The 23,326-nt window shown below is 61.0% G+C and carries 21 protein-coding genes; 4 read left to right on the top strand and 17 right to left on the bottom strand.

The annotated features are described in order from the left end of the window. The first annotated feature begins 55 nt into the window (after positions 1-55). The 3 genes from ACSQ2Z_RS25110 (at position 56) to ACSQ2Z_RS25100 (ending at position 4,331) form a co-directional block, all read left to right on the top strand. On the top strand, positions 56-2,311 hold the full coding sequence (locus ACSQ2Z_RS25110; RefSeq protein ID WP_436083904.1) for an ABC transporter permease: 2,256 nt from the start codon (positions 56-58) through the stop codon (positions 2,309-2,311). Continuing rightward, positions 2,304-3,104, top strand: coding sequence for an ATP-binding cassette domain-containing protein (locus ACSQ2Z_RS25105; RefSeq protein WP_436083903.1), 801 nt, complete (start codon positions 2,304-2,306; stop codon positions 3,102-3,104). The genes ACSQ2Z_RS25110 and ACSQ2Z_RS25105 overlap by 8 nt, the downstream gene beginning before the upstream one ends. Before the next feature lie 915 nt (positions 3,105-4,019). Further along, a complete protein-coding gene (locus tag ACSQ2Z_RS25100) occupies positions 4,020-4,331 on the top strand; it encodes a hypothetical protein (protein ID WP_436084152.1) in 312 nt (103 codons plus the stop codon). A 260-nt stretch (positions 4,332-4,591) separates the two neighbouring features. Here ACSQ2Z_RS25100 and ACSQ2Z_RS25095 read toward each other — a convergent pair whose 3' ends face one another. The 8 genes from ACSQ2Z_RS25095 to ACSQ2Z_RS25060 form a co-directional block, all read right to left on the bottom strand. Beyond that, positions 4,592-5,299, bottom strand: coding sequence for an ABC transporter ATP-binding protein (locus ACSQ2Z_RS25095; protein WP_436083902.1), 708 nt, complete (start codon positions 5,297-5,299; stop codon positions 4,592-4,594). Further along, positions 5,296-6,015 (bottom strand): ABC transporter ATP-binding protein, encoded by a 720-nt coding sequence (locus ACSQ2Z_RS25090; protein WP_436083901.1) that lies wholly within the window; start codon positions 6,013-6,015, stop codon positions 5,296-5,298. The genes ACSQ2Z_RS25095 and ACSQ2Z_RS25090 overlap by 4 nt, the downstream gene beginning before the upstream one ends. Beyond that, positions 6,012-7,040 carry a branched-chain amino acid ABC transporter permease gene (locus tag ACSQ2Z_RS25085; RefSeq protein ID WP_436083900.1) on the bottom strand — a complete coding sequence of 343 codons (1,029 nt, stop codon included), beginning with the start codon at positions 7,038-7,040 and terminating at the stop codon, positions 6,012-6,014. The genes ACSQ2Z_RS25090 and ACSQ2Z_RS25085 overlap by 4 nt, the downstream gene beginning before the upstream one ends. A gap of 4 nt (positions 7,041-7,044) precedes the next feature. Beyond that, positions 7,045-7,917 carry a branched-chain amino acid ABC transporter permease gene (locus tag ACSQ2Z_RS25080; protein ID WP_436083899.1) on the bottom strand — a complete coding sequence of 291 codons (873 nt, stop codon included), beginning with the start codon at positions 7,915-7,917 and terminating at the stop codon, positions 7,045-7,047. Positions 7,918-7,928: 11 nt separating this feature from the next. Next, on the bottom strand, positions 7,929-9,185 hold the full coding sequence (locus tag ACSQ2Z_RS25075; protein WP_436083898.1) for an ABC transporter substrate-binding protein: 1,257 nt from the start codon (positions 9,183-9,185) through the stop codon (positions 7,929-7,931). Between the two features lie 55 nt (positions 9,186-9,240). Then, positions 9,241-10,836 (bottom strand): GMC family oxidoreductase, encoded by a 1,596-nt coding sequence (locus ACSQ2Z_RS25070; RefSeq protein ID WP_436083897.1) that lies wholly within the window; start codon positions 10,834-10,836, stop codon positions 9,241-9,243. A 54-nt stretch (positions 10,837-10,890) separates the two neighbouring features. Next, positions 10,891-12,297, bottom strand: coding sequence for an aldehyde dehydrogenase family protein (locus tag ACSQ2Z_RS25065; protein WP_436083896.1), 1,407 nt, complete (start codon positions 12,295-12,297; stop codon positions 10,891-10,893). 101 nt (positions 12,298-12,398) lie between these two features. Next, on the bottom strand, positions 12,399-13,355 hold the full coding sequence (locus ACSQ2Z_RS25060; protein ID WP_436083895.1) for a helix-turn-helix domain-containing protein: 957 nt from the start codon (positions 13,353-13,355) through the stop codon (positions 12,399-12,401). A 172-nt stretch (positions 13,356-13,527) separates the two neighbouring features. On the opposite strand from ACSQ2Z_RS25060, the gene hpaR reads away from it, so the two are divergent. After that, on the top strand, positions 13,528-14,031 hold the full coding sequence (hpaR, locus tag ACSQ2Z_RS25055) for a homoprotocatechuate degradation operon regulator HpaR (protein ID WP_436083894.1): 504 nt from the start codon (positions 13,528-13,530) through the stop codon (positions 14,029-14,031). 1 nt (position 14,032) lies between these two features. Here hpaR and hpaI read toward each other — a convergent pair whose 3' ends face one another. From hpaI to ACSQ2Z_RS25010, 9 genes are all read right to left on the bottom strand, one after another. After that, positions 14,033-14,839, bottom strand: coding sequence for a 4-hydroxy-2-oxoheptanedioate aldolase (hpaI, locus tag ACSQ2Z_RS25050; protein ID WP_436083893.1), 807 nt, complete (start codon positions 14,837-14,839; stop codon positions 14,033-14,035). Positions 14,840-14,850: 11 nt separating this feature from the next. Continuing rightward, positions 14,851-15,654, bottom strand: a complete 804-nt coding sequence (gene hpaH / locus ACSQ2Z_RS25045) for a 2-oxo-hept-4-ene-1,7-dioate hydratase (RefSeq protein ID WP_436083892.1) — start codon at positions 15,652-15,654, stop codon at positions 14,851-14,853. Between the two features lie 3 nt (positions 15,655-15,657). Beyond that, positions 15,658-16,527, bottom strand: a complete 870-nt coding sequence (locus ACSQ2Z_RS25040; protein WP_436083891.1) for a fumarylacetoacetate hydrolase family protein — start codon at positions 16,525-16,527, stop codon at positions 15,658-15,660. Between the two features lie 17 nt (positions 16,528-16,544). Next, positions 16,545-17,999, bottom strand: a complete 1,455-nt coding sequence (gene gabD, locus ACSQ2Z_RS25035) for an NADP-dependent succinate-semialdehyde dehydrogenase (RefSeq protein WP_436083890.1) — start codon at positions 17,997-17,999, stop codon at positions 16,545-16,547. A 70-nt stretch (positions 18,000-18,069) separates the two neighbouring features. Beyond that, entirely contained in the window at positions 18,070-19,050 is a 981-nt protein-coding gene (gene hpaD, locus ACSQ2Z_RS25030) for a 3,4-dihydroxyphenylacetate 2,3-dioxygenase (RefSeq protein WP_436083889.1), read from the bottom strand. Positions 19,051-19,115: 65 nt separating this feature from the next. Further along, positions 19,116-20,633, bottom strand: a complete 1,518-nt coding sequence (gene hpaE / locus ACSQ2Z_RS25025) for a 5-carboxymethyl-2-hydroxymuconate semialdehyde dehydrogenase (protein ID WP_436083888.1) — start codon at positions 20,631-20,633, stop codon at positions 19,116-19,118. A gap of 47 nt (positions 20,634-20,680) precedes the next feature. Beyond that, positions 20,681-21,067, bottom strand: coding sequence for a 5-carboxymethyl-2-hydroxymuconate Delta-isomerase (locus tag ACSQ2Z_RS25020; RefSeq protein WP_436083887.1), 387 nt, complete (start codon positions 21,065-21,067; stop codon positions 20,681-20,683). Between the two features lie 104 nt (positions 21,068-21,171). Then, entirely contained in the window at positions 21,172-21,684 is a 513-nt protein-coding gene (locus tag ACSQ2Z_RS25015) for a flavin reductase (RefSeq protein WP_436083886.1), read from the bottom strand. A gap of 10 nt (positions 21,685-21,694) precedes the next feature. Further along, positions 21,695-23,257 carry a 4-hydroxyphenylacetate 3-hydroxylase N-terminal domain-containing protein gene (locus tag ACSQ2Z_RS25010; protein ID WP_436083885.1) on the bottom strand — a complete coding sequence of 521 codons (1,563 nt, stop codon included), beginning with the start codon at positions 23,255-23,257 and terminating at the stop codon, positions 21,695-21,697. Positions 23,258-23,326 lie beyond the last annotated feature (69 nt).

Here is a 23,326-nt window from a genome sequence, read left to right as displayed (position 1 = left end):
GGGAGGGCGCGAGCCGTCCCGCATCGCGACAGCAAGGATCGCTCGGTAGAAACCCATGGAGTTCGCCACGACGACATCGATTGGCCGTGCGCCGCCCCAGCTCGTCGGCGGCTGGGAGGCCGGACTCATCATATTCCTTGCGCTACTCTACTTCGGCGGGGCTCTCGTTAATCCGACCTTCTTCGGATCAACGGAGGCGCTTAACGCGCTGCTGCGCGACGCGTCCCGTGTGGGGATCATCGCAGTTGGAATGACTTTCGTCATCGCCAACAAGGATATCGATCTTTCGGTTGGCTCTACCTACGGTCTGGTCGCTGTGGTTTTCGCCAGGCTTTTTGCGTCGAGCTTTCTCGACTTCGACCTCATCACCTCGGTGATCCTCTGCGCGCTTCTGGGTACCGCAATTGGCCTGGCCAACGGCGTGCTCGTGACGACCCTGAAAGTGCCGGCATTCATCGCCACGCTGACGATGCTTTTCATCGGCCGCGGTTTCGTGCTCGCGTTGACGCACGGCCAGGCGATTTACTATTCCGACAAGGCGAAGGGCTATACGGTTTTCTTCCATCTGGGCGAGACGAATGTCTTCGGCTTCAACAACCAAATCGTGATTTTCGCCGTCGTCGCCGTCGTCGGAGCCTATGCGCTTGCCAAAACCCGTTGGGGTTACGAGACCTTCGCGACCGGGGGCAACGAGCAAGCGGCAATCTATGCCGGCATTCGCACGCGCTGGGTGCGCATCCGTGCGTACCTGATCTCGGCGCTTTGCGCGACCCTTGCGGCTCTCTTGTCGGCCGCACAGGACAAGGGTGTGACCCCACTCTATGGCGTCAGCTGGGAACTTACCGTCATAGCGTCCGTCGTCATCGGCGGCGCGTCGATCCTTGGCGGCCGCGGCCGAGTGATCGGTTCCTGCCTTGGTGCGGTGGCTGTCGTCCTGATCGACAAGGTGTTGCGTGAGGGGTGGCCGATCACGCGCATCGTCGTTATCGACGGCGAAAACATCGCAGTCGGCGCCAAGTTCACCTTGCCTGCGGGTGCGGTACTGGTTTTCCTTGGGCTGCTTCTTGTCATAGCCGTGCTTATTGAACCCTACCTCATTCGGCGCCAGATAGCGGCCCGGCTTTGGGCGTGGCTCCGCGGCCGACCACCGCCGCCGGCCTACGAGATGGGCGGGGTGGCGCTTGAGGGCGTCCAGACCAAGGGCGCGATGGCAGCCGACATTGCACTCTCTGCCACCGGGCACGGCCGTTTTCTCGCCCGCCGCGACGCGCTTGCCATTATCCTGACGGCCGTGTTGTGGCTGACGGGCTTCGCGCTGAGACCGGACTACTGGTGGAACCTGTCCAACACGTTTGCCATCCTGCTCAACTACACCGAGCTGGCGCTCATTACGGTCGGGCTCACCTATGTCATCGCAGCCGGCGATATCGATCTGTCCGTAGGTGCGGTGCTCGCCCTTGCCGGCAGCACCGCAGCCTATTTTCTGAAGGTGCTCGGCGCCGACCCGCTCACCGCCGTAACGATGGGCCTGCTTGCAGGGATGGCGGCCGGCCTCGTCAACGCCGTCGTCACCGTCGGTTTCAAACTGCCCGCCTTCGTTGCCACGCTCGGCATGTTCTACATTGCCCGAGGCCTCGCCGCCTGGTTCGTCGCAGGACAACAGCTGACCGGCTGGCCCGAGGGCTACAATCTGTTCGGCCGCAAGGTGAATGATGTTCTCCTCCATTTCGGCCTTTCGCTGCCCTCGGGAATCATTCGCACGGTGGCCGAGGTCGTCAGCGTCCAGACGATCTGGATGTCTTTCGTCGCGCTGATCGCAGGCGTCGTGCTCGTCTATACACCGTTCGGGTTGAAGGTCTGCGCCACCGGCGGCAACATCCGCGCCGCGGCCTATGCCGGCATCAACACCAACCGGGCGCGCTTCATCTCGCTCTTGCTGGCGGCACTCTGCGCGAGCATGGCGGGGATTATCAATGTCGCTTACTTTCGCAGTTTCAACCCGGTTGCCGGCCAGTTTCGCGAACTTGACGCCATCGCTTCCGTGATCATCGGCGGAGGCTCGATCTTCGGTGGTTACGGCACCATGGTCGGCGCGCTTGCGGGCGCGGCGGTCATCACGCTCGTGCGGGCGCTTATGCAACTTAACGTCCAGGGATTCAGCATGCCGCAGCACTGGATCAATGTCTTTATCGGCATCATCCTGATCGTCGCGGTGCTGATCGACATATGGGTACGCCAGACCAATATTTTCGGACGCCTGCAAACCCGCATCGCAAGAGGCGCGCCAACACGGGACGGTGGTTATGGCTGACGTGACACCATCCGCGCCGATCGTGGAAATGCGGGGCATCGAAAAAGCCTTCGGAGCCGTGCAGGCGCTTCGCAACGTCGATCTCACGCTTTATCCCGGTGAGATTCTTGGTCTGGTGGGAGACAATTCGGCCGGCAAATCGACGCTCATGAAGATCCTGACCGGTGCTTATCAACGCGATGCCGGTGAAATCCGGGTTGCCGGGCAACCGGTGCGCTTCAAGAGCCCGCATGAGAGCCGTGACGTGGGCATAGAGATGATCTACCAGGATTTCGCGCTCTGCGGGAACATGGACGTCGGCCAGAACATCTTTCTTGGCCGCTGGCCGCTCAAAGGCCCCTTCGTCAATCGGCGAAAGATGTATGCGGACGCCGACAGCGTGCTGAAACGTCTCAAGGTCGACGTGAATTCTGTCTACCAGAAGGTCGAAAGCCTGTCGGGTGGCCGCCAGCAATCTGTTGCGATTGCCCGCGCGATCTCGTTCGAGCCGCGCGTCGTGATCCTCGACGAGCCGACCGCCAACCTTTCCGTGATGGCGACCGAACGGCTGCTCGAAACCATGCTGGAGCTAAAGAAGCAGGGCGTTGCCCAGATCATCATCTCACACCGCCTTGTCGACATTTTTGCCGTGGGTGATCGCGTCATGGTTCTCAAGCGCGGTGAGTATGTCGGCGACCGCTACATCAGGAACACGGACGAGCATGAAGTGCTGGAGATCATCGTTTCCGGCACGCGAGAAAGTGCGCTGACAGCCGATGAGGCAAGAACCATTGATCCGTCGATTGCGCCATGACAGCACTGTCCGCATGAGCTGGAAAGAATTTGCTGAAGGCTTCTTACGGCCCCGACATCTTCTCAAATTTTTGTTTCGTCTATGCCCGACAGCACACCGTATCCGTCCGGGCGCATGAATTCGAACGATGTCCGCGGCAAGCGCGAACAGTGCGTTCACATAAGAGGGGTCAGGACAAGAGCAGTTCAAAATCCTGCGCTAAGATCGAACGGAGCGTGAACCTTCGTCGCGTATCCGCATGATAGTCTGGCGGCTTGCCCGCCTAGCCTCTAGCTCGCGTCGGCGGCGACTCGCTGATGATCTTGTTGAAGATTGAGGTTCTTCTTCTAGGGGTCGGAACAAGAACGGTTCAAAATTATACGGTAGCCGTGAACGTATGAAGAACGTGAAAATCCGACAAAAGCGCAAGCGTGGCGTGATGGCCGCCTACAAGGGGGAACAAATTGACAGGTTATACGCCGACGTTTTACGGCGCTTTTCCTCAGATTCTGAAACGTCGGCCTAGCATAAAGCCTGGCCGCCACCTCGAAAGATGGCGGTTTTTTGTTTCTTTAGCGTCCCATGCTATAAACCGCCCATGACTTACGCTCTCATCCATCTCCGACACATATTCGGGCGGCATCGGGCCGCACCGTTCGGAGATTCAAATGCATCACAAGAGAAAACGTCCGCGAATTGCGGCATGCGGACTCTGTAAACCTCATAAAACAAACGGGGCTTGTCCTCGCCATCGCGATATGCGTGGCGGCGATCGTCGGCGTTATCTGTCGGGAAGCGATCAGTTCCGTTGTGAAGGTCTTAAGGCTCCAAGCCGGGATAGGTGAAGTGCGAAGGCGGGTGGGGTGGCCGCTTTGACGTTCACCGGAGGTTCAGGCTCGATGGCTTAATGTGATAGCCAACGAGGAGGAGTCCATGATGACAAAGCTCTTATCCGCCCTCGCAGCCGTAGCCTTGGCTGCGTCTTTCTCTTTGCCGCTAAATGCCGCGCCCATCTTCGTGCCGAAGCCCGAGCAAGTGGAGACCGGTGCTGTCGAACAGGTCAATCACTGGCGTCATCGTCATTGGCGCGCGGATCGCCACTGGAACAGGCGGTACGCTTCCCGTTCCTGCCGCTACTACGGCAGGTGCTACCCTCGCCATTACGGGTATTACGACGGGTATTACGGCTATCGTGACCATTACCCGTACCACCGGCGGTCGGGAGTGACCATCTATTTTGATTTCTAACCGGTAGAACTGGCAGCACCGCCTGCGAGCGCAGCAGTCGACGGCAACCCGCGCTAAGCTCACACAACCGTTGCCGGAGATGTTCCCGTTCTGTGCTCGCAGGATCGCATAACAACTCGTCGGGAACCGCAGTTTTTGCGTTTTCAAGCGCTGACAACTTTGAACTTAGCGGCTTTTAGAAGCGGCTACTGCTTCTGCCTGAATAATGCACATCTCGCCGACCTCAAGGTCAGCGCCCAGATGACGAGCAATAGAAGACGTCAGGCAAGATAGGCCTTGTGCAGGATGTCGGGATTTTGCCGCAGTATTTCCGGCGCCCCACTGAAAGAAAACCGGCCGCGCGACAAGACATGCGCGTCGTGCGCCTCGTGGAGCGCGAGAGCGGTAAATTGTTCGATCAACAGGATGCCGGTTCCCTGGGCGGCGAGACGGGACAGAACAGCCATCAGCCGTTTGACGATCAGGGGCGCGAGCCCAAGCGACATCTCGTCTGCGAGGATGAATTTCGGGCGGGCAACAAGGCCTTGGCCCAATGCCAGCATCTGCTGCTGGCCGCCGGACATGGAGCCGGCACATTGCTTCTTGCGCTCCGCCAGTTCTGGGAAAATGGCATAGACCTCGTCCACGGCCTTTGTTGCATCGGCCGCCGATTGCTGGAATCCGGCCGCCTGCAGGTTGTCCTCCACATTGAGGCCTGAGAGCACGCGATGGCCTTCCGGGACCGCGGCAATGCCGGCGGCACGCACAACCTCCGGCGATTGCCCCGAAACCACGCGTCCATCGACCGTCACCGTACCCGAGGCGACCGGCAGAGCGCCGGCAATCGCCAGCACCAGCGAACTCTTGCCCGCGCCATTGGGGCCGAGCAGTGCAGTGATGCGACCGCTCTGCAAAGTGAAGCTCAGGTCATCGATGACCCGCTTGCCGCCGCGCTCGACCGACAGTTTGCTGACCGTAAACGTACTCATGCAGCCATCTCCTCCATGCCCAGATAGACTGCGCGGACTTTTGGATCCCTCAGCACTGTGGCGGTTGCGCCAACGGCAATCAGCGATCCGAAATCAAGAACCATTGTGTCCTGGCAGACCGCCTGGATGAGATCAACATCGTGGTCGATCAGCAGCGTCGTTGCGCCATTGAAGGCCCTGATGCCATTGATCACTTGGCGAAGCCTGTCAACTTCGCCCTGTGAAAACCCGGCGCCGGGTTCATCAAGGAGGATCAGCTTCGGCTTGCCAATAATGCATCGTGCAATCTCGACCATTCGGCGTTCAAAGGCATTGAGGCCTGCGGCGGACAGGCCACGAACGGCAGAAAGGCCCACGAACTCCAGGGCGGCCATCAGCGCACGTTCGCGCTCGTTTGCCGAGAGTGCAAACGGATCGAGCACGACACGAACATTGTCCTCGACCGACAGTTCATCGACCACCTGTTCCTTCTGGAAGGAACGGCGCAGTCCCCAGCGGGCACGCAGATGCGGAGCGAGGCGAAGAATGTCCGTGCCGTCCATGGTGATCCGGCCGGATCGGGGCGTGACGAAGCCCGACAGGACATTGAGGAAGGTGGTCTTGCCGGCGCCGTTCGGGCCGATGATACCGAAGACCGGCGTGTCGAGGGTGACGGTCAGGCAGCTGAGCGCGGTGACACCGCCGAAGGTGACGGTGACGTCGTCGATCGAGATCATCGTTTCTCCCCCCGTGCACGCAAAACCCTGACCGCATCGGTCAACTGACCGGCGAGGCCTTTCGGCGCGGTGATCAGGGCGTGGATCAGGGCAAGGCCGAAGATCACATAGGCGGTATCGCCATTGATGCCGAGGTCGTTGAGGTAAGCCGGAACCAGCCGGTAGAGCAGGGCGGCGATCACCGCGCCATACCAGTGCCAGGCGCCACCAACGATGGTCAGCGCGAAGATCATCACCGATTCAGCAGGCGGAAAGGAACGGGCATCAAGAAGCTGGAGGTTGCCGGCGAGAAGTGCGCCGGCCACACCGGCAAGAACGCCGGACAGCGCGAAGCCCCAGACCTTGTAGAGGGTCACATCAACCCCCGCTGCCATGGCGGAGGCCTCGCTCTTGCGGATCAGGGCCCAGCCGCGGCCAGCACGGCCTCGCTCGTGCCAATCGATCAACAGGAAGCCGAGCGCCACCACCAGCATGCAATAGCGGAAATAGGCGCTATCCGTTTTTGCGAGAAAAGGGCGCGGCATGTAGGTAACGGCCTGGACGGCAAAACCGGTCAGGCCGCTGCCGCCGTTTGGAAACTGCAGGACGTTGATCAGGATTCCGAACCCGCCGGCGGCCATCAGCGTTATCAGAGCCAGATAGAGGCCGCGCATGCGCAGGGCCGGATAGGCGAGCACCATGCCGATCATTCCGGCAAACAAGCCCCCTGCAATGAGGTTCAGTTCGAACGGCAGGCCGAAGCCATGGGCAAAGCGCAGGGCGATCCAGCCGCCGCAGCCCATCAGCGCCACCTGCGCAAGGGATACCAGCCCAAGCCGTCGATACAGCAACGCGATGCTGGCGGCGGTCAGCGTATAGATTGCAGTGCCGGTCAACACCTTCACCCAGAGCGCATTGGCGGCGAGGGGCACGATAACGGCCATCGCAACAAAAAACATCTGCGGCGCGTATCTCTGCAATAGTGGTCTCAAGGCCGTGAGGGACATGGCGGTTTTTCCGGCGAGCGGTTCGATGACAGTTTGCATGGCGTCAATCCTGTCCGGCGAATGTCAGTTTGCGGCCGCGCTGCATCCACATCATCGCAATGATCGCGACAAGGAAGGGCGTTGCCACGCGGAAGGGCGCAAGGGGCTTGTAGAGAGTCAGCAGGCTTTCGAGCATGCCGATGGCGAGCCCTGCGGCAAAGGTCGCGGTGATCGACGAAAGCCGGCCGATGATAGTCGTGGCGATGATCGGGATGACGAGAAAGGTCAGCACCGCCGGATCGAGCCGCACCAGGGTGGCAAACAACAGACCGGTGAAACCGGCAAGAACTCCGGATATGCCCCAGGCGAAAGTTTCGACGCGCCTGACCGGCGTTCCGAGGATGGCCGCGATTTCGCGATTGTCGGCAAGCGAACGCATCATCAGGCCGATGCGCGTGCGGGCGAGGAACAAGCCCATGCCGAGTGTCACGCCGATGCCGGCAGCCAGTGCGATCAACCGCGTCGCGGTCACGCGCAGGCCGAAGATCGACAGTGAGAGGCTGTCGGGTGTCAGCGACAGCTTGCGCGGCGTGACCGTCCAGATCAGATTCATAACGCCCAGCAGGGCAAGTGCAAATCCCAGGGTCGCCACCGCCTTGACCACCGGTTCACGATGGGCAAGCCCCGGTGCGATCAGCCGGCCGAACGTCAGCGACAATACCAACGCGACGCCGATGCAGGCGAGCCAGGCAAGGGGCTCGGGCCATTTCCACTGCAACAGCTGCCAGGCGGTCATGGCACCTGCGGCGCCCATGGCGCCGTAGGCAAAATTTAGCACGCCCGTGGCGCGGTTGAGAAGCACCAGCCCGACGCCGCCGAGGGCATAAAGCGCCCCGACGGCTAGACCGGAGACCAGGAACAGGCCGAGAGCGTTCATCGCGCATCCAATCAGTTGGGGGTGATGCCGAGTTCTTTTTCAGCGGCGCGGATCGGGTCGAGATAGGCGCTGTCGACGTCGGCGCATTCGCTGATGACCTTGAAGCCATTGCCGGCAATCTGCACCATCATGTTGGCATGATTTGGCAGATGCCGATCCGCCTTGCCGACATAGTACGAGCCGCACAACAGGTCGGACGTTTCGTTCTTGATCTGCTGGATCGCCTCGGTCACCGCAGCCCGATCGATCTTGGCCGGATCGAGCTTCAGCAGGGCATCGACGAAGAAGCGAGCCGAGAGATAGCCGGACTGGCTGAAGGTGTCGCGCGGGTCCTCTGGCCGGGCATGCTTGTCCATGATCGCCCGCCAGTTGGCGGCGTCAGGTCCGGTACCGTCGATCGGCGTCAGTTCGATGTTGACGTTCATCACGCCATCCCAATAGGCGCCGAGCATGCCGGGCACGTCGGCATCATAGAGCGGGGTCGAGGAGATCCACTTGAAATTGTCGCGAAGGTTCTGCTCTTCGACTGCCTTGAGGTAGGCGGCCGCCATGCCGGCGGGCAGGTTGACGAGGACGGTGTCGGCACCGCTGGCGACTGTTTCCAATACGGATGCATTCATGTCGGCGGCCGCAGGATCGAGCAGAATACTCGTTCCTGCCAGCCCCTTGGCCTGCATGTATTTTTCCGTCCAGCCGCAGGAGTAGGGGCCAACCGACGGAATGGTGAGGCCGATGCATACGACGTTTTTCGCGCCGAGATTGCCGACGGCCCATTGCGCCGCACCGACGCTGGAGGGCAAAGGCCCTTCATTGGTGGAAACGATGTTCGAGGATTCGAAACACTCCGCCACGGCACAGGCCGAGGCCATAGCCATGACGCCTTCAGCGGCATAGAGTTTGGCGTTGACGCCCATTTCTACAAAGGACCCGTTGCCGACAAGAGCTACGACCTGTTCGTCCTTGACCAGTTTGGTCGCGACCTGGCTGGCGACTTCCGGATTCCACTGGTCATCCTCGACCAGATACTCGATCGGCCGGCCGTTGATGCCGCCATTTTCATTGACGCAACTGAAATAGGCGCGCGCCGCGTCGGCTGAGGACGAGAAGTCGTCGGGTCCTGTCTGGCCGACCACTGCACCCACCTTGATCGGTTCGCCGGCCGCCTTCTGGCCATTGTTGAGCCCGCAGGCGGGTGCCGCGAAGGCTGAGCCGCCACTGAAGATGATCGCGGCGGTGGATGCCGCAAGAAACAGAGTTGTCCTGGTCATGTGTTCTCCTCCCAAAGAAACGTTGCATGAAGGTAAAAAAGGGCGCCGCTCTCACTTATGCGGCGGCCTCCGTACCGAGAATGAAGCGGGATGCGCGCTCGCCGATCATGATGCAGGGCGCATTGGTGTTGCCCGATACGAGCGTCGGCATGATGGAGGCATCGGCGACCCGAAGGCCCTCGACACCGCGCACCTTCAGATCCTCGCCAACGACCGCCATCCGATCCTCGGCAGGGCCCATCCTGGCGGTTCCCGCCGGATGGAAAACGGTCTTGGAAATGCTCCGGATATAGTTGCGCAGAGCGATCGGATCTTTCTCGAGGCCAGGTTCCGGCAACACCCGCCGTTTGACAATGCGCGCCAGGGACGGAGCCTCGGTGATCCGGATTGCCCATTCGACGCCGCGCACAAGGGTTTCCAGATCCGCCGGATTGGAAAAGGAATTGGCGTGAAAGAGGGCGCTGTCCTTCGGATCGGCCGAGCGCAACTTGACAGTGCCGCGGGATTGGGGCCGCAGGAAGCAGGGGCCGATCGAAATCCCGTGGCCCAGCGCGGCTGCGCGTTCGCCAAAGCCGACAAAGCTCGGCAGCACATGGAACTGGACATCGGGCTGTCCGGTGCCGGCCGTATCGACGAAGCCTCCGGATTCGACCACGGTCGAGGTCAGCAGGCCCGTTTTGGTGAGCAGGTAGTTCAGCATGTGGCCAACGGCCCGGAGCCCCTTGTCCTGCCCGAACATGGAGATCGGATCCTTGACTTCGACCTGTACGGTGGCCTCGAGATGGTCCTGGTAGTTCTCGCCAACGCCGGGCAGATCGGACACGACGTCGATGCCATGGCTCTGCAGATGGGCGGCGGCGCCGATACCGGACAGTTGCAGGATCTTCGGCGTGGCGATGGCACCGGACGTCAGAACGATTTCGCTGCGGGCCTTGTAGGTTGCGCCGGTCTCGGTCAGGACACCGACGGCCTTCTTGCCCTCGAAAAGCACCTTGTGAACGCGCGTACTGGTCAGGATCGTCAGGTTGGGACGCTTTTCGGCGTTGCGCAGGAAGGATTGCGCGGAACTCCGGCGCCGTCCGTTATGGGTCGTCGTTTGATAGAAGCCGACGCCCTCCTGGGCCTTGCCGTTGAAATCCTCGTTATAGGGGATTCCCGCTTCCTGAGCTGCGCGGATAAACGCCCAGGACAGGGGGTGGCCGAAGCGGCGGTCAGAAACCTTGAGCTCACCGTCTGCGCCATGGAATTCGTCGGAGAGACGCTGATTGCCCTCGACAGCCCGGAACGCCGGCAACACCTTGTCGTAGGACCAGTTGCGACACCCCATCTGGGCCCAGGTGTCATAATCTTCCCGCTGACCGCGAATGTAGATCATCGCATTGATCGAACTGCCGCCGCCGATGACATGGCCCTGCGGTACGACGTTTGGCTTGCCGTTCAGGCCTGTGTCAGGCTCCGAGACATAGAACTGGACGTCCTTGCCCTTTTCGATGACCTTGAAAAAGGTCGCCGGGATGTGGATGAACCTGTCGGCATCCCGCGTGCCGCTCTCTATGAGCAGCACCCTGTTGCCGGGGTTCTCGGAGAGACGTGCCGCGACGACGCAGCCGGACGAGCCGCCTCCCACGATAATGTAGTCAAATTCGTTCATGATAGGCTCCATCGCGGCTGCACGCATAAAACAGCGCGTGCCGGGTGTTTAACGTCAGCAGAAGACGGTCTGGATGGTGGTGAATTCCTTCAATCCGTCGGCGCCGAATTCGACGCCGATACCGGACTGCTTTACCCCACCAAACGGTGCATTCGGCTGGATCGCACCATGCTTGTTGATCCAGACCGAGCCGCATTCGAGACGGCTTGCGACCTCTTTCGCCCTGGCCAGATCGCTTCCCCAGACCGATCCGCCGAGGCCGGCCGGATTGTCGTTTGCTTTTCGGATGGCCTCCTCGACATCAGTGTAGCGGATGATCGGCAGGGCCGGGCCGAACTGCTCAAGGTCGACGAGCTTGGCACCATGATCGATGTCGGCGACCAGCGTTATCGGATAGAAATAGCCCGGGCCGCCGTTGGGATTGCCGCCAGCAAGGATGCGGCCGCCCTTGGACTTCGCGTCCTCGACAAAGGAGGCGACGATCTCGTACTGCATCCTGTTCTGCACCGGGCCAAGCACAGAGGTTTCCGCCATGCCGTCGCCGATCGGAATGTTGGCTGCGTAGGCGGCAAGATGCTCGCAGACGGCGTCATAGATGCTGTCATGCACATAGAGGCGTTTAAGGCAGGCACAGGTCTGGCCGTTGTTGATGAAGGCTCCCCAGAAGAGCCCCTCGGCGATCGCCTTCGGATCGGCGTCGGGCAGGACGATCCCGGCGTCGTTACCGCCAAGTTCCAGCGTCAAACGCTTCAGCGTGTCGACGGCGCTGGCCATGACCTTTTTGCCGGTGGCGGTGGAGCCGGTGAAGGTGATCTTGGCGATGCCCGGATGGGCGGTCAATGCGGCGGCGATTTCGTTTTCGCCCGTCACCACATTGACGACGCCCGGCGGCAGAACCTCGTTCATCAACTCGACAAGACGGATCGTCGACAGAGGCGTCATCGGCGATGGCTTGATGATGACGGTGTTGCCGGTTCGGATGGCGGGGATGATGTGCCAGCAGGCGATCATAACCGGCCAGTTCCACGGCGTGATCGAGGCGACGACACCGATCGGCTTGCGATGCAACTCGACACGGCCTTCCGGCGCATCCTGAAGCACCTCGACGGGAAGTTCGATTTCGGCAGTATGGCGCGTCCAGGCCAGCGCACCGCCGATTTCGAAGCGTGAACCAAGCCCGTTGAGCGGCTTGCCCTGCTCAAGGGTCAGCAATTGCGCGAGTTCCTCGGCATGGGCTTCTATCTTCGCCGCAACGGCCCGGCATGCATCGGCAAGCTCGGAGCTGGACTTCTGCTTCCACGTCGCGAATGCCCGGGTAGCTGCTTCCACTGCGGCATTGAGGTCGGCATGGGTCGCCATTGGCATGGCGCCGACGATGTCGCCGGTGGATGGGTTGCGAATGTCCACGTGGTTTGCGGTTTCCACCGCGGTACCGCCGATGAGCAGCGTATAGCGCTTCATGTCGAGCTCCTCCCAAAGCAATGATTCGAGAGGTATTCAATTCCATGTGCGCCGCGCTGTCTTGGGCTCGGGCGCGGCCCGAATAGGACAAAAGCGCGGGTCTAGTGCTGCAGGATATCCTTCGGCGAGCAGTCGAAGGCTTTGCGGAAGCACCGGTTGAAATAGGAAATGTCGTTGAAGCCGGCGGAATAGGCCACCTCGGCGATGGTCGGCGCCGACGGCACGTTCTTCATTTGGAGCAGCTGTTCGTGAACCAGGTGCAGCCGCCGCAAGCGGATGAGAGATGTGGCAGTGGTGCCGAGCGCCGAGAAGTCCTCTTGCAGGGTCCGCAGCGAGATTCCGACCTTGTCGGCCAGCCACTGAGGTGTCAGGTGTTCGTCCGTGAGGTGCCGGTCGATTAGAATCTGGACGATTTCCAATCGCCCGCCCGCATTGTCAGCCGGAAAGGACTGATCCGGCTCCTCATCCATTGCGAAGGCCTGACGCGTGGCGCTGAACAGCAGCTCTCGCAAATTCTGCGCCCGCTTGTCATGGGCATCGGTGCGGATCAGCTTGGCGACCAGCGCCCGCAACATGGTCGACATCGGGTCTTCGGCTTCGAGCCGCCGCGAGATCTCCACCTGTGCCGCCTTGCCGGCGACGATCAACTGGCGTGGCAGGTGAACGGAGAGGTGGTTGGAGAAATTCCCGCCGAAATGAAAGATTGAGGGTGCCGAGCTGTCCACCAGAATGCAGTCGCCCGGCGCGATGATCGATTGGCGGCCCCGCTGCTCGATGCCGCAGGTTCCCTCCAGTTGCAACAACAGGAACAGGTTCTCGCCGTAGTCACGCTTGATGTCGACGAAATCGCGATGGATGATGTCGAGATCGTTTGCCACCTGTGCCAGTTCCAAGCCGCCAGCGTCCATGATCGTAGCGCTGCCGGTGACGACTTTGCACTCGGCGCGGCGCGGATTGAAGCTGCCGCAGATTGATTTCAGTTGATCAGTCCAGTCGTCTACCGGGGTCACGGGCCATTGCTCGGGGATCATCGCCCCGAATTCCACCATTTGCTGCATGTCAGCCTCCTCCCAAAGACCGATTGAACATTCCCGGTCTCCACCGAGATATTTTTCATGTTAAGGAAGTAGTCTTCGGGGCGTTTGTCAACTCTATTGCGGTTGGATCACCCGGGATCTGCGACCTCCCGTAATTGCGCAAGCGGAAAAAATGCGGATAGAAAGAACCAGCATGATGAACGAACCGATCGATAATAGAGAAAGCGGCATAAGTTCTGTAGGCCCCGTTATCCGCGAACGCCGCTCGCTGGCGATTGGGCTCCTGCGAGCCCGTGAGGCGGTCATGAGCCACTTCCGGCCAGTCCTCGCGGCCCATGATTTGACCGAGCAGCAGTGGAGGGTAATCCGGGCGCTTGCCGAGGCCGGAACGCTGGACGCCACGGAAGTCGCGGAAAAAGCTTTCATTCTCGCGCCCAGCCTTACCCGCATGATCCGCTCGCTCGAGGAGCGCGGTTTTATCACTAGGCACAAGGACAAGGCGGATGGGCGGCGGGTGCTTCTGAAGCTCGCCCCTCCCGGCCGGGCCATTATTGATCAGGTGATGCCGGACAGCCGTCGGGTCTATGCGGAAATCGATGCTCGCTTCGGTGCGAGCCGTGTCGAAGAGTTACTCAATATGCTCGACGACCTTACCGCCCTAAAGCTCGACGGCAAGCCAAGCGGCGAGGACGCCTAGCTCAGTAGGCGTTGGTCGTCGCCAGCGCCGTGGCCGGCTTGGTGGCCTGAAAGTCGGAGAGCAGCCTTGTCGTGGCATTGGCGAGCAGCGTCACGTCGTTGCCGATCGCGACGAAGGTGGCACCGAGTTCAAGGTGGCGCTTGGCAAGGTTGAGGTCGCCAGTGAGAATGCCCGCAGCCTTGCCATGGCTCTGGATGCGCAAAAGGGCCCGTTCGACCTCGGCCTGAACTTCCGGTGCGCCCGGTTTGCCAAGATAGCCCATGTCGGCGGCGAGATCGGCTGGTCCGATGAACACGCCGTCCACGCCTTCGGTCGAGGCGATCTCGTCCAGGGCCGCCAGACCCGCCCGGCTTTCGATCTGCAGCAACAGGCAGATCTCGTCATTGGCAGTCTGCAGATAATCGGGAATGCGGTTGAAAGCCGAGGCTCGCGCCAGCGCGGCACCAACGCCGCGCACGCCGTGCGGCGGGTAGCGTACGGCCCTTACCATGGCCTCCGCCAGTTCCCTGCTGTCGACCATCGGCACCAGCAGCGTCTGCGCGCCGATATCGAGCAATTGTTTGATGATATAGGTTTCGCCGATTGGCGGCCGGATGATCGCATGACTGCCGCTTCCCTTCATCGCCTGCAATTGGGCTACCAGAAGCGGGATGTCGTTCGGCGCGTGCTCGGCGTCCAGCAGCAGCCAGTCATACCCGGCTCCAGCGGAGATCTCGACCGTGTAGGGATTGGCGAGCGCCTGCCAGAGGCCAATCTGGGCACGACCTTCCTTCAGCGCCTGTCTGAAAAGGTTCCGCGGTGCGGGCATGATGGAGATCCTTATTCGAAGAACAGGCTGACGGTGCCATAGGGGCCGAAGTCGCCGATAATGGTGTCGCCATGCCGGGCTTCGATCGGCCGGATGAAGGAACCGGCGAGCACTACCTGTCCTGCTTCGATACCGTCGCCATACTGGGCCAGCCGATTGGCAAGCCAAGCAATCCCACGGGCCGGCTGGTTGAGCACCCCCGCACCGAGGCCGGTTTCTTCAACCTCGGCATTACGGGACACGATAGCCCCCATCCAGCGCATGTCGATCTGGTCCGGGCGCACCGCCCGCCCGCCAGTGACGATGCCGGCGTTGGCGGCGTTGTCCGAAATTGTGTCGTGGACGGTGCGGGCCTTTTTCGTGTCCGGGTCGATGCGCAGGATGCGGGTGTCGAGAATTTCGAGCGCCGGCGTCACATAATCCGTGGCGCTCAGGACGTCGAAGACGGTGACGCCCGGACCCTTCAGCGGGGCCTTCATTACAAAAGCGATCTCGGCCTCGATGCGGGGCTGGATGAAACGATCCTTCGGCACGATCGCGCCATCTTCAAAGACCATGTCATCGAGGAGCACGCCAGAATCCGGTATGTTTATGTTCAGCGCATATCGCATGGCCTTGGAGGTCAGCCCGATCTTCCAGCCGATCACCCTGCGGCCTGCGGCGATCTTCCTTTGCACCCAGGCGTTCTGGATCGCATAGGCGTCGTCCATGCAGATCTGCGGGTATTGCAGGGACAGGAGCCCTGTCTGGACACGCGTGCGCTCGGCTTCATCGAGACGGGTTGCCGCGGCATCAATCTGGTCTTTGGTCAGCATGGCTCAAACCTCGTCGGCAATAGTGTTGCGTAGGGTTCCGATGCCGTCGGCTTCGACTTCCACGACGTCACCGGGCTTCAGCCAGATCGGAGGATCCAACCGGGCGCCGGCGCCGGTCGGGGTGCCGGTAACGATCACATCGCCCGGCACCAGCGTGGTGAAGGTCGAGATATAGTTGATGATCTTGCGGAAGGAAAAGATCATCCGGCCAGTACGGTCGCTTTGGCGGACCTCGCCATTGACACGGGTTTCCAGCCGGATATCGGCAAGCTGGTTTTCGTCGACATAGGGAACGAGCCAAGGGCCGATCGAGCCGGTGTGGTCGAAATTCTTTCCCTGCGTCACGTTGAACTTGGCGTGGCGGACCCAATCGCGGATCGTGCCTTCATTGCAGAGCGACAGCGCCGCGATGTGATCGAGCGCCTGCGCTTCGGGTATGCGCCGCCCACCCTTGCCGATGACGATGACGATCTCGCCTTCATAGTCGAGTTGTGGGCTTTCCGGCGGGCGGATCAACGGCTGGTCATGGCCGGTAAACGAGCGCGGAAAGCGAATGAACAGGGACGGGTTGGCGGGCGCCGACTGGCCGTCCTTGTATTCCTCGTTGCGGTCCGGGAAGTTCACACCGACGCAGATGATTTTTTCCGGCTGGGGAATCGGGATTTCGTAAGCGATCTCGGACAGCGCGAAATCGTCGGGAAGGCTCGCTGCGTCTTCGGCCAGCAAGGTGAGTGCGCCTGCTTCGATGACTTCCCGCAAGGTTGGCCATTTCGATCCGTGACGAGCGGAAAGGTCGACAACCCCTGTCTCAGTCAGCAGGCCATAACCGGTGCTGCCATTGCGGGAAAAGCTGACGAACTTGGGATGAGACATGGTTTCTCCTTGCCTCCTCAGGCGATGCCGCCGAGGCACACATATTTGATTTCGATGAAGTCCTCGATGCCGTATTTCGACCCTTCCCGACCGAGGCCGGAAAGCTTCACGCCACCAAATGGCGCTTCGGCGGTCGAGATCAGGCCTGTATTGACGCCGACCATGCCGTATTCGAGTGCCTCGGCAACGCGGAAGACGCGGGCGAGGTCCTTGGCATAGAAATAGGACGCCAGGCCGAATTCGGTGTCATTAGCCTGCGCGATGACATCGTTCTCGTCCTTGAACCGGAAGAGAGGGGCAAGCGGTCCAAAAGTCTCCTCGCGCGCCACAGCCATGTCCGGCGTGACATCGGCGAGCACTGTCGCCTCGAAGAAGCTGCCGCCGAGTTCGTGGCGCTTGCCCCCCTGTATCAGGCGCGCGCCCTTGGCCAGTGCGTCGGAGACATGCTCCTCGACCTTGGACACGGCAGCCTCATCGATCAGCGGGCCGAGAACGGCGCCGTCGTCGAAGCCGTTACCGGCTTTCAGAGTGCCCACAGCGGTAGCAAGCTTGGTCGCAAAGGCCTCATAGACGCCATCCTGAACATACAGCCGATTGGCGCAGACGCAGGTCTGGCCGTTGTTGCGAAACTTGGCGATCAAGGCGCCCTCGACGGCGGCATCGAGGTCCGCATCGTTGAAGACGATGAAGGGTGCGTTGCCGCCGAGTTCCAGACCGAGTTTCTTGATGGTCGGCGCGCACTGGCGATAGAGTTCTGTCCCGATTTCGGTCGAGCCGGTAAATGTCAGCTTGCGGACGATTGGGCTTTCGGTCAGTGCTCCGCCGATCTCGCGGGCCGAGCCGGTGAGCACGCTGAAGAGACCGGGCGGCAGGCCGGCGCGTTCGGAAAGGACGGCGAGAGCAATGGCTGAAAATGGGGTCTGTGACGCCGGTTTCAGAACCATGGCGCAGCCTGCGGCCAGGGCCGGGCCAGCCTTGCGGGTGATCATTGCATTGGGGAAATTCCATGGTGTGATTGCGGCCACCACGCCGATGGGCTGCTTGAGCACCAGGATTCGCTTGTCGATCTGGTGACCGGGAATGATGTCGCCGTAGACGCGACGCGCTTCCTCCGCGAACCATTCGATGAAGCTTGCGCCATAGGCAATTTCACCCTTGGCCTCGGCCAGCGGCTTGCCCTGTTCCAGCGTCAGGATGCGACCGAGATCATCCTGGTTCGCCATCATCACCTCGAACCATTTCCGCAGGATGGTCGAGCGCTCCTTGGCGGTGCGTGCAGCCCATTCTTTTTGCGCGCGTTCGGCCGCAACGATGGCGTCACGGGTCTCCGTCGCGCCGAGCTTCGGCACGCGACCGATGATTTGGCCTGTCGCCGGATCGGTGACCTCGATGGCGTTGTCCGGATCGGCCTCGATCCATTGGGTCCCGACCAGTGCGGCCTGGCGAAAGAGCGTCGGATCCTTGAGCTGCATGTTCGCTTCTCACTTGCTGTGCAAAAAATGGCGGACCCCAAGGTCCGCCAGGTGGGGAGGTCTGGGAGACTTAGGGCGCGATGATCGGTTGAGCCTTGAGGTCGGAAGCGCGTACCGGCGTATCGGCAAAAACGCTGCCATGCTCAAACCAGGACTTCGGCGCGGGCGCTCCCCAGAGCGTCTGACGTTGCGGATCCTTCAGGTCCCACTTGATCGGTTCCAGATCCGGATCGACCGTCTGGTAGTCCGAGCAATAGATCTCGATGCGGTGGCCATCCGGATCGAGGATATAGAGGAAGAAGGCGTTCGAGATGCCGTGACGGCCGGGGCCGCGCTCGATGTTGGCCACCCAGCCGGTGGTCGCCATCAGGTCGAGCAGGTCGATGATGTTGAGGGGCGTCGGCACCCAGAAGGCTGTGTGGTGCAGGCGCGGGCCGGTGCCGTTGGTAAAGGCGATGTCGTGCACGCCACCCTTGCGGTGGGTCCAGGCCGCCCAGAGGCGCCCGGTTTCCTCGTCCGCCGTGTATTCTGTCACCCGGAAGCCGATCTCGTTATAGAAGGCGACCGACTCGTCCACATTGGGCGAGAAGCAGTTGAAGTGATCGATCCGGAGCGGCTTCACGCCCCTGTAGAGTGCGTATTTCTGATGGATCGGCGGCAGGCGGTCCATCCTTGAATAGAATTCGAGCGGAATGCCGTGCGGGTCGCGGGTGCGGAAGGTGCGCGACTGGTAGGGGCGCTCGACCCAATCCACAGGCAGGCCCTTGCTCTTGAAGAAATGCGCGGCCTTGTCGAGTTCCGCTTCGTCATAGACCTTGAAGCCCAGGTCGCGCGCTTCCGCCGTGTCCGATTTCTTCAGCACGATGCAATGATGCCCGCGCTCTTCCATCGCCCGCAGATAGATCGTGTCGGCGGTCTCGTCCGTCACCTGCAGGCCGAGCGTATCGACATAAAAGGCGCGCGACTTGGCGAGATCCTTGACGCCGAATTCCACATGGCTGAGGCGCACGATGTTGAAGGGCGGGTAGAGATTGGGTTCAGGCAGTGCCATTGGGTCCTCCTCCGGCCTGTCTCGCTCCATGAAACAGGCACTCGTGTTCGTCGGGTTTTTGAAAATCAGCCGCCCAGCTTCTGGATGGCATGGGGCTTCGTAGCGAAGGCGACGTTCTTCGTTTCCATGTAGAAATCGAAGGACCAGTCGCCGCCGTCGCGGCCGATGCCGGAATTCTTGACGCCGCCGAAGGGCGTCGGCAGATGTCGCACATTTTCCGAATTCACCCAGATCATGCCCGCCTCAAGATGGTCGGTGAAGCGGAACGCGCGGGTGAGATCCGACGTCCACAGATAGCCCGTCAGGCCGTATTGGACGTCGTTGGCAAGCGCGAGGGCCTCGGCTTCATCCTTGAACGGTATCGCTGTGAGCACTGGTCCAAAAATCTCTTCCTGCGCGATGCGCATCTGATTGTTGGCACCGGTGAAAAACGTCGGCGAGACATAGCATCCACCGCCCGGTCCATCGAATTTTGCGCCGCCGGCGGCAATGGTTGCGCCTTCGGCCTTGCCGATGTCGATATATTCGAGAACCTTCGTCTCGTGCACCGGATGGATCAGCGGGCCGATGACCGTTTCCGGATCGAGCGGATGGCCGACCTTGATGCGCTTGGCTTTCTCGGCGACCATCGCGGTGAAAGTGTCATAGACGCTCTCTTCGACAAGCAGTCGCGAGGACGAGGTGCAGCGTTCGCCGTTCAACGAGTAGATCATAAACACGGCCGCATCGGCAGCGCGTTCCAGATCGGCGTCTGCAAAGACGATGACGGGATTCTTTCCGCCGAGTTCGAAATGGACCCGTTTCAAGGTGTCGGCGCCCTGTTTCATGATCATGGAGCCGGTGCGGCTTTCGCCCACAAAGCCGATGGCCTTGATCAGCGGATGCTCCGTCAATGCCTTGCCCGCATCCTCGCCAAAGCCATTGACGAGGTTCCACACACCCTTGGGCAGGCCGGCATCCTCGGCGATCTCGATCAGGAGGCGCGCGGTCAGCGGGGAAAATTCGGCGGGCTTGTGGACGATGGTGCAACCGCTGGCCAGCGCCGGCGCGATCTTCCACGTGGAGAGCATGAAGGGCGTGTTCCACGGCGTGATGACCCCCACCGGGCCGATCGGATTGCGCGTGGTGATGTTCACCTGGCCATCGGCGCGCAGCGACTTGCCGTCACGGGCTTCCGGGGCGCGGTCGGCGAAGAAACGGAAGTTCTCAGCGCCGCGCAGGGCAGCCTTGGCCATGAACTTCAGCGATTGCCCGGTGTCCATGCATTCGACAAAGGTGATCTCCTCGGCCCGAGCCACGATGGCGTCTGCAATCTTGTGCAACAGCTTCTTGCGCGCCGTGCCATCCATGGCGGCCCAGACCGGAAATGCAGTCTTTGCGCCCTTTGCGGCGCGATCGATGTCTTCAGCCTTGCCGCGGGCGATGCTCGCAAGCGGCTTCAGATCGACCGGCGAAATGGTTTCGAACGTGGAACCGTCGGCCGCTGCGACGTCCTCGCCGCCAATACGGTTCAAGACGCCGTTGTCCCTGAACCGGGCGAGATAGGCTTGCGCCTTGGCGATGTTTTCCTCAAGTCTGGACATGGAATGATCCTTGGCTCAACCGCTCGCGATACCAGCGGCAGTCGGGGTTATTTGCCGCGCAGGCGCGGATGAATGGCGTTTTTCTTCCAGCTCAACTCCGCGTTGATCTCGCGGATTTCCAGTGACAGCGCGAAATGCGGAGTGTCAAAGAGCGGTGCCAGGGCGGCGCTTGCCGCGGCGAACAGAGCCTCGCCCGTGCGTTTCCTCTCGTCTGTGCTGCGGCCCGCGCCGACGCGGAAATTGAGGTCGATGAAGCTGTTTTCCGCAAGGCGGTCGGCGACGGCGTAGTGATCCGCCTTCAGCGCCCGCACACGGACGGCTCCAATTTCAAACAGGCCCGTTTCCAGAACCGTTTCAAGCAAGGTTCCGCAAAGGGCGTCCAGATCGGCGCGACCTTCCAGGTTGGCCGAATATTCGACGGTCAGATGTGGCATGTGTCCTCCCAGACGCCGTGTATATTTAACATGTTAAATAGTTTGGCGGATGTCAAGGGAGATTTGAGCTCCCTTGACCGCTCCCGACATGAGCGGTGGAAAGATCAGCCCCCGAAGCTGCCGGTCTGTGTCGGCACATGCACATAGTTGCGGTCGAAATACAGAAGGGCGTGCCCGTCCTTGCGGGAGCGGATTTCGACGACCTCTCCGATCAGAATGTTGTGCGTCCCGACCAACCGTGCCTCGATCAGGCGGCAGTCGAAGGAGACGATCGAATCGGCGAGGGCCTGGTTGCCGGATGACAGGCTCACCCAGTCGGCTGCGGCATAGCGGGCATCCATGTCGCTTTGCTGACCGGCGAAATAGCTGGCCAAATCCTTGTGTTCCGGCGTCAGTACATTGACGCAGAACCGGCGGTTCTCAACAAAAATACCGGTCTGGGCCGATCGGCTGTTCATGCAGACAAGCAAGGTCGGTGGCTCGTCGGTGACCGAGCACATGGCTGTCGCCGTGAACCCGCCGCGGCCGGCGGATCCATTGGTGGTGATGACATTGACGGGAGCGCATACCCTCGCCATGGCATTGCGAAATTCGGTCTTCGAGACGGAAGGGTCCATCACAACACCCTCACTCGGCCGCGTCGCGCAGCGGGCGGATGTCGTTGAGCGGCGGCAGCCAGGTGTCGCCCGTCCAGCCGTTCTCATCATAATCCGCCATGCACTGATCGACGAGCGCCTCCATCTCCTTCAACCGGCCGCCGCGTTCAGCGCCTTTGAGAACCTGCAAGCGAACCTCTTCCGGCGCGCCGGCATAGTTCAGCTCGTAAAGAGCGTGGCGCCCCCCGAATTCCGTTCCGGTCGCATCCCAGAGCAGCTTCATGATCTTGATGCGCTCGATATGGCTCATATCGTTGGAACCGCGAACATATTGCGCGAGATATTGATTGATCTCCGGGTTCTGGAAATCCTTCGCCGAGGATGGCAGGTAGATGAGGCCGGACGCCACAGTACGCCGGACGATGTCGATGACCTTGGGATAGGCTTCGGACATGAAGGTCCGGTAGCAGAGCGCGGCCTCCAGGTTCGGCAGCACGGCACCGTTCGCCCAAGGAATAGGGTTGTGCGCCATGGCATTGGAAAAAGCCCAGAACTGGTGTCGGATGGCGATCACTTCGCCCAGCATGGCTTGGTTGCCGCGGAAGGCATCGCCGCCCGTCGCTCGGAGCGCCTTGGCGAGAAGACCTGCGAGGAAGTCCATTTTCACGGCGAGACGCGTGCAGCCCTGGAAGCAGTAGCCATGCATGAAGCCCGAGGCCGGATGGAAGGAAAGGATCTTCGCCGCATCCCGGATCACCAGAACGTCCTCCCATGGCACGAACACGTTGTCGAGCACGAGGATGGCATCGTTTTCATCGAAGCGTGAGGAGAGCGGATAGTCGAAAGGCTGGCCTTCCGTATTGGCCGTCTGTTCATAGGAAACGCGGCAGAACATCTTGATGCCCGGCGCATTCATCGGAACGATGAACATGACAGACAGCGAAGGGTCTTCGGTTATGGTTGCCGAGCTCTGGGCGAGGAAGTTGTAGTGCGTCAGGGCCGAAGAGGTCGCGACGACCTTGGCACCCGAAACGTAGATGCCCGCATCGGTTTCCTTGGTGATGTGGACGAACACGTCCTTCACCGCGTCGGCCGGCTTGTGCCGGTCGATCGGCGGATTGACGATCGCGTGGTTCATGAACAGCGCGGCTTCCTGGGCGCGCTTGTGCCAGGCAAGGGCATTGTCCTTGAACGGACCATACCAGTCGGCATTGGCGCCGAGCGTATTCATCAAGGCGGCCTTGTAGTCGGCCGTGCGGCCCATCCAGCCATAGGACATGCGCGCCCAGTCGGCGATCGCACCCTGCTGTCCGACAAGGTCTTCGGACGATTTGGCGACGCGAAAAAACTTGTGGGTGTATCCGCCAGAGCCGGTATCGGTCGGCGAGGTCAGGCGCGCTTTGGTCTTTTCGTCGTGAAGCGCATCATACATGCGTGCGATCGACCGGGCCGAGTTGCGCATTGACGGGTGTGTGGTGACATCGGCGATGCGCTCACCATTGATATAGACCTCCCGGCCATCGCGCAGGCTCGCCAGGTATTCGGCGCCGGTAAACGGACGGGTCTTCTCTGCGCGGTGGTCTTCAGGTCGCATCTCGTGTTCCTCCCTTGAGATTGTGGCAAGAAGGTAAGACTGCACATGATTTTCAACCATGGACAAAGC

It is taken from the genome of Pararhizobium sp. LjRoot235 (genome assembly GCF_964254145.1).
Classification (GTDB): domain Bacteria; phylum Pseudomonadota; class Alphaproteobacteria; order Rhizobiales; family Rhizobiaceae; genus Pararhizobium.
Note: the sequence above shows the minus strand (reverse complement) of the source record. Positions and strands in the feature narration are given on the sequence as shown.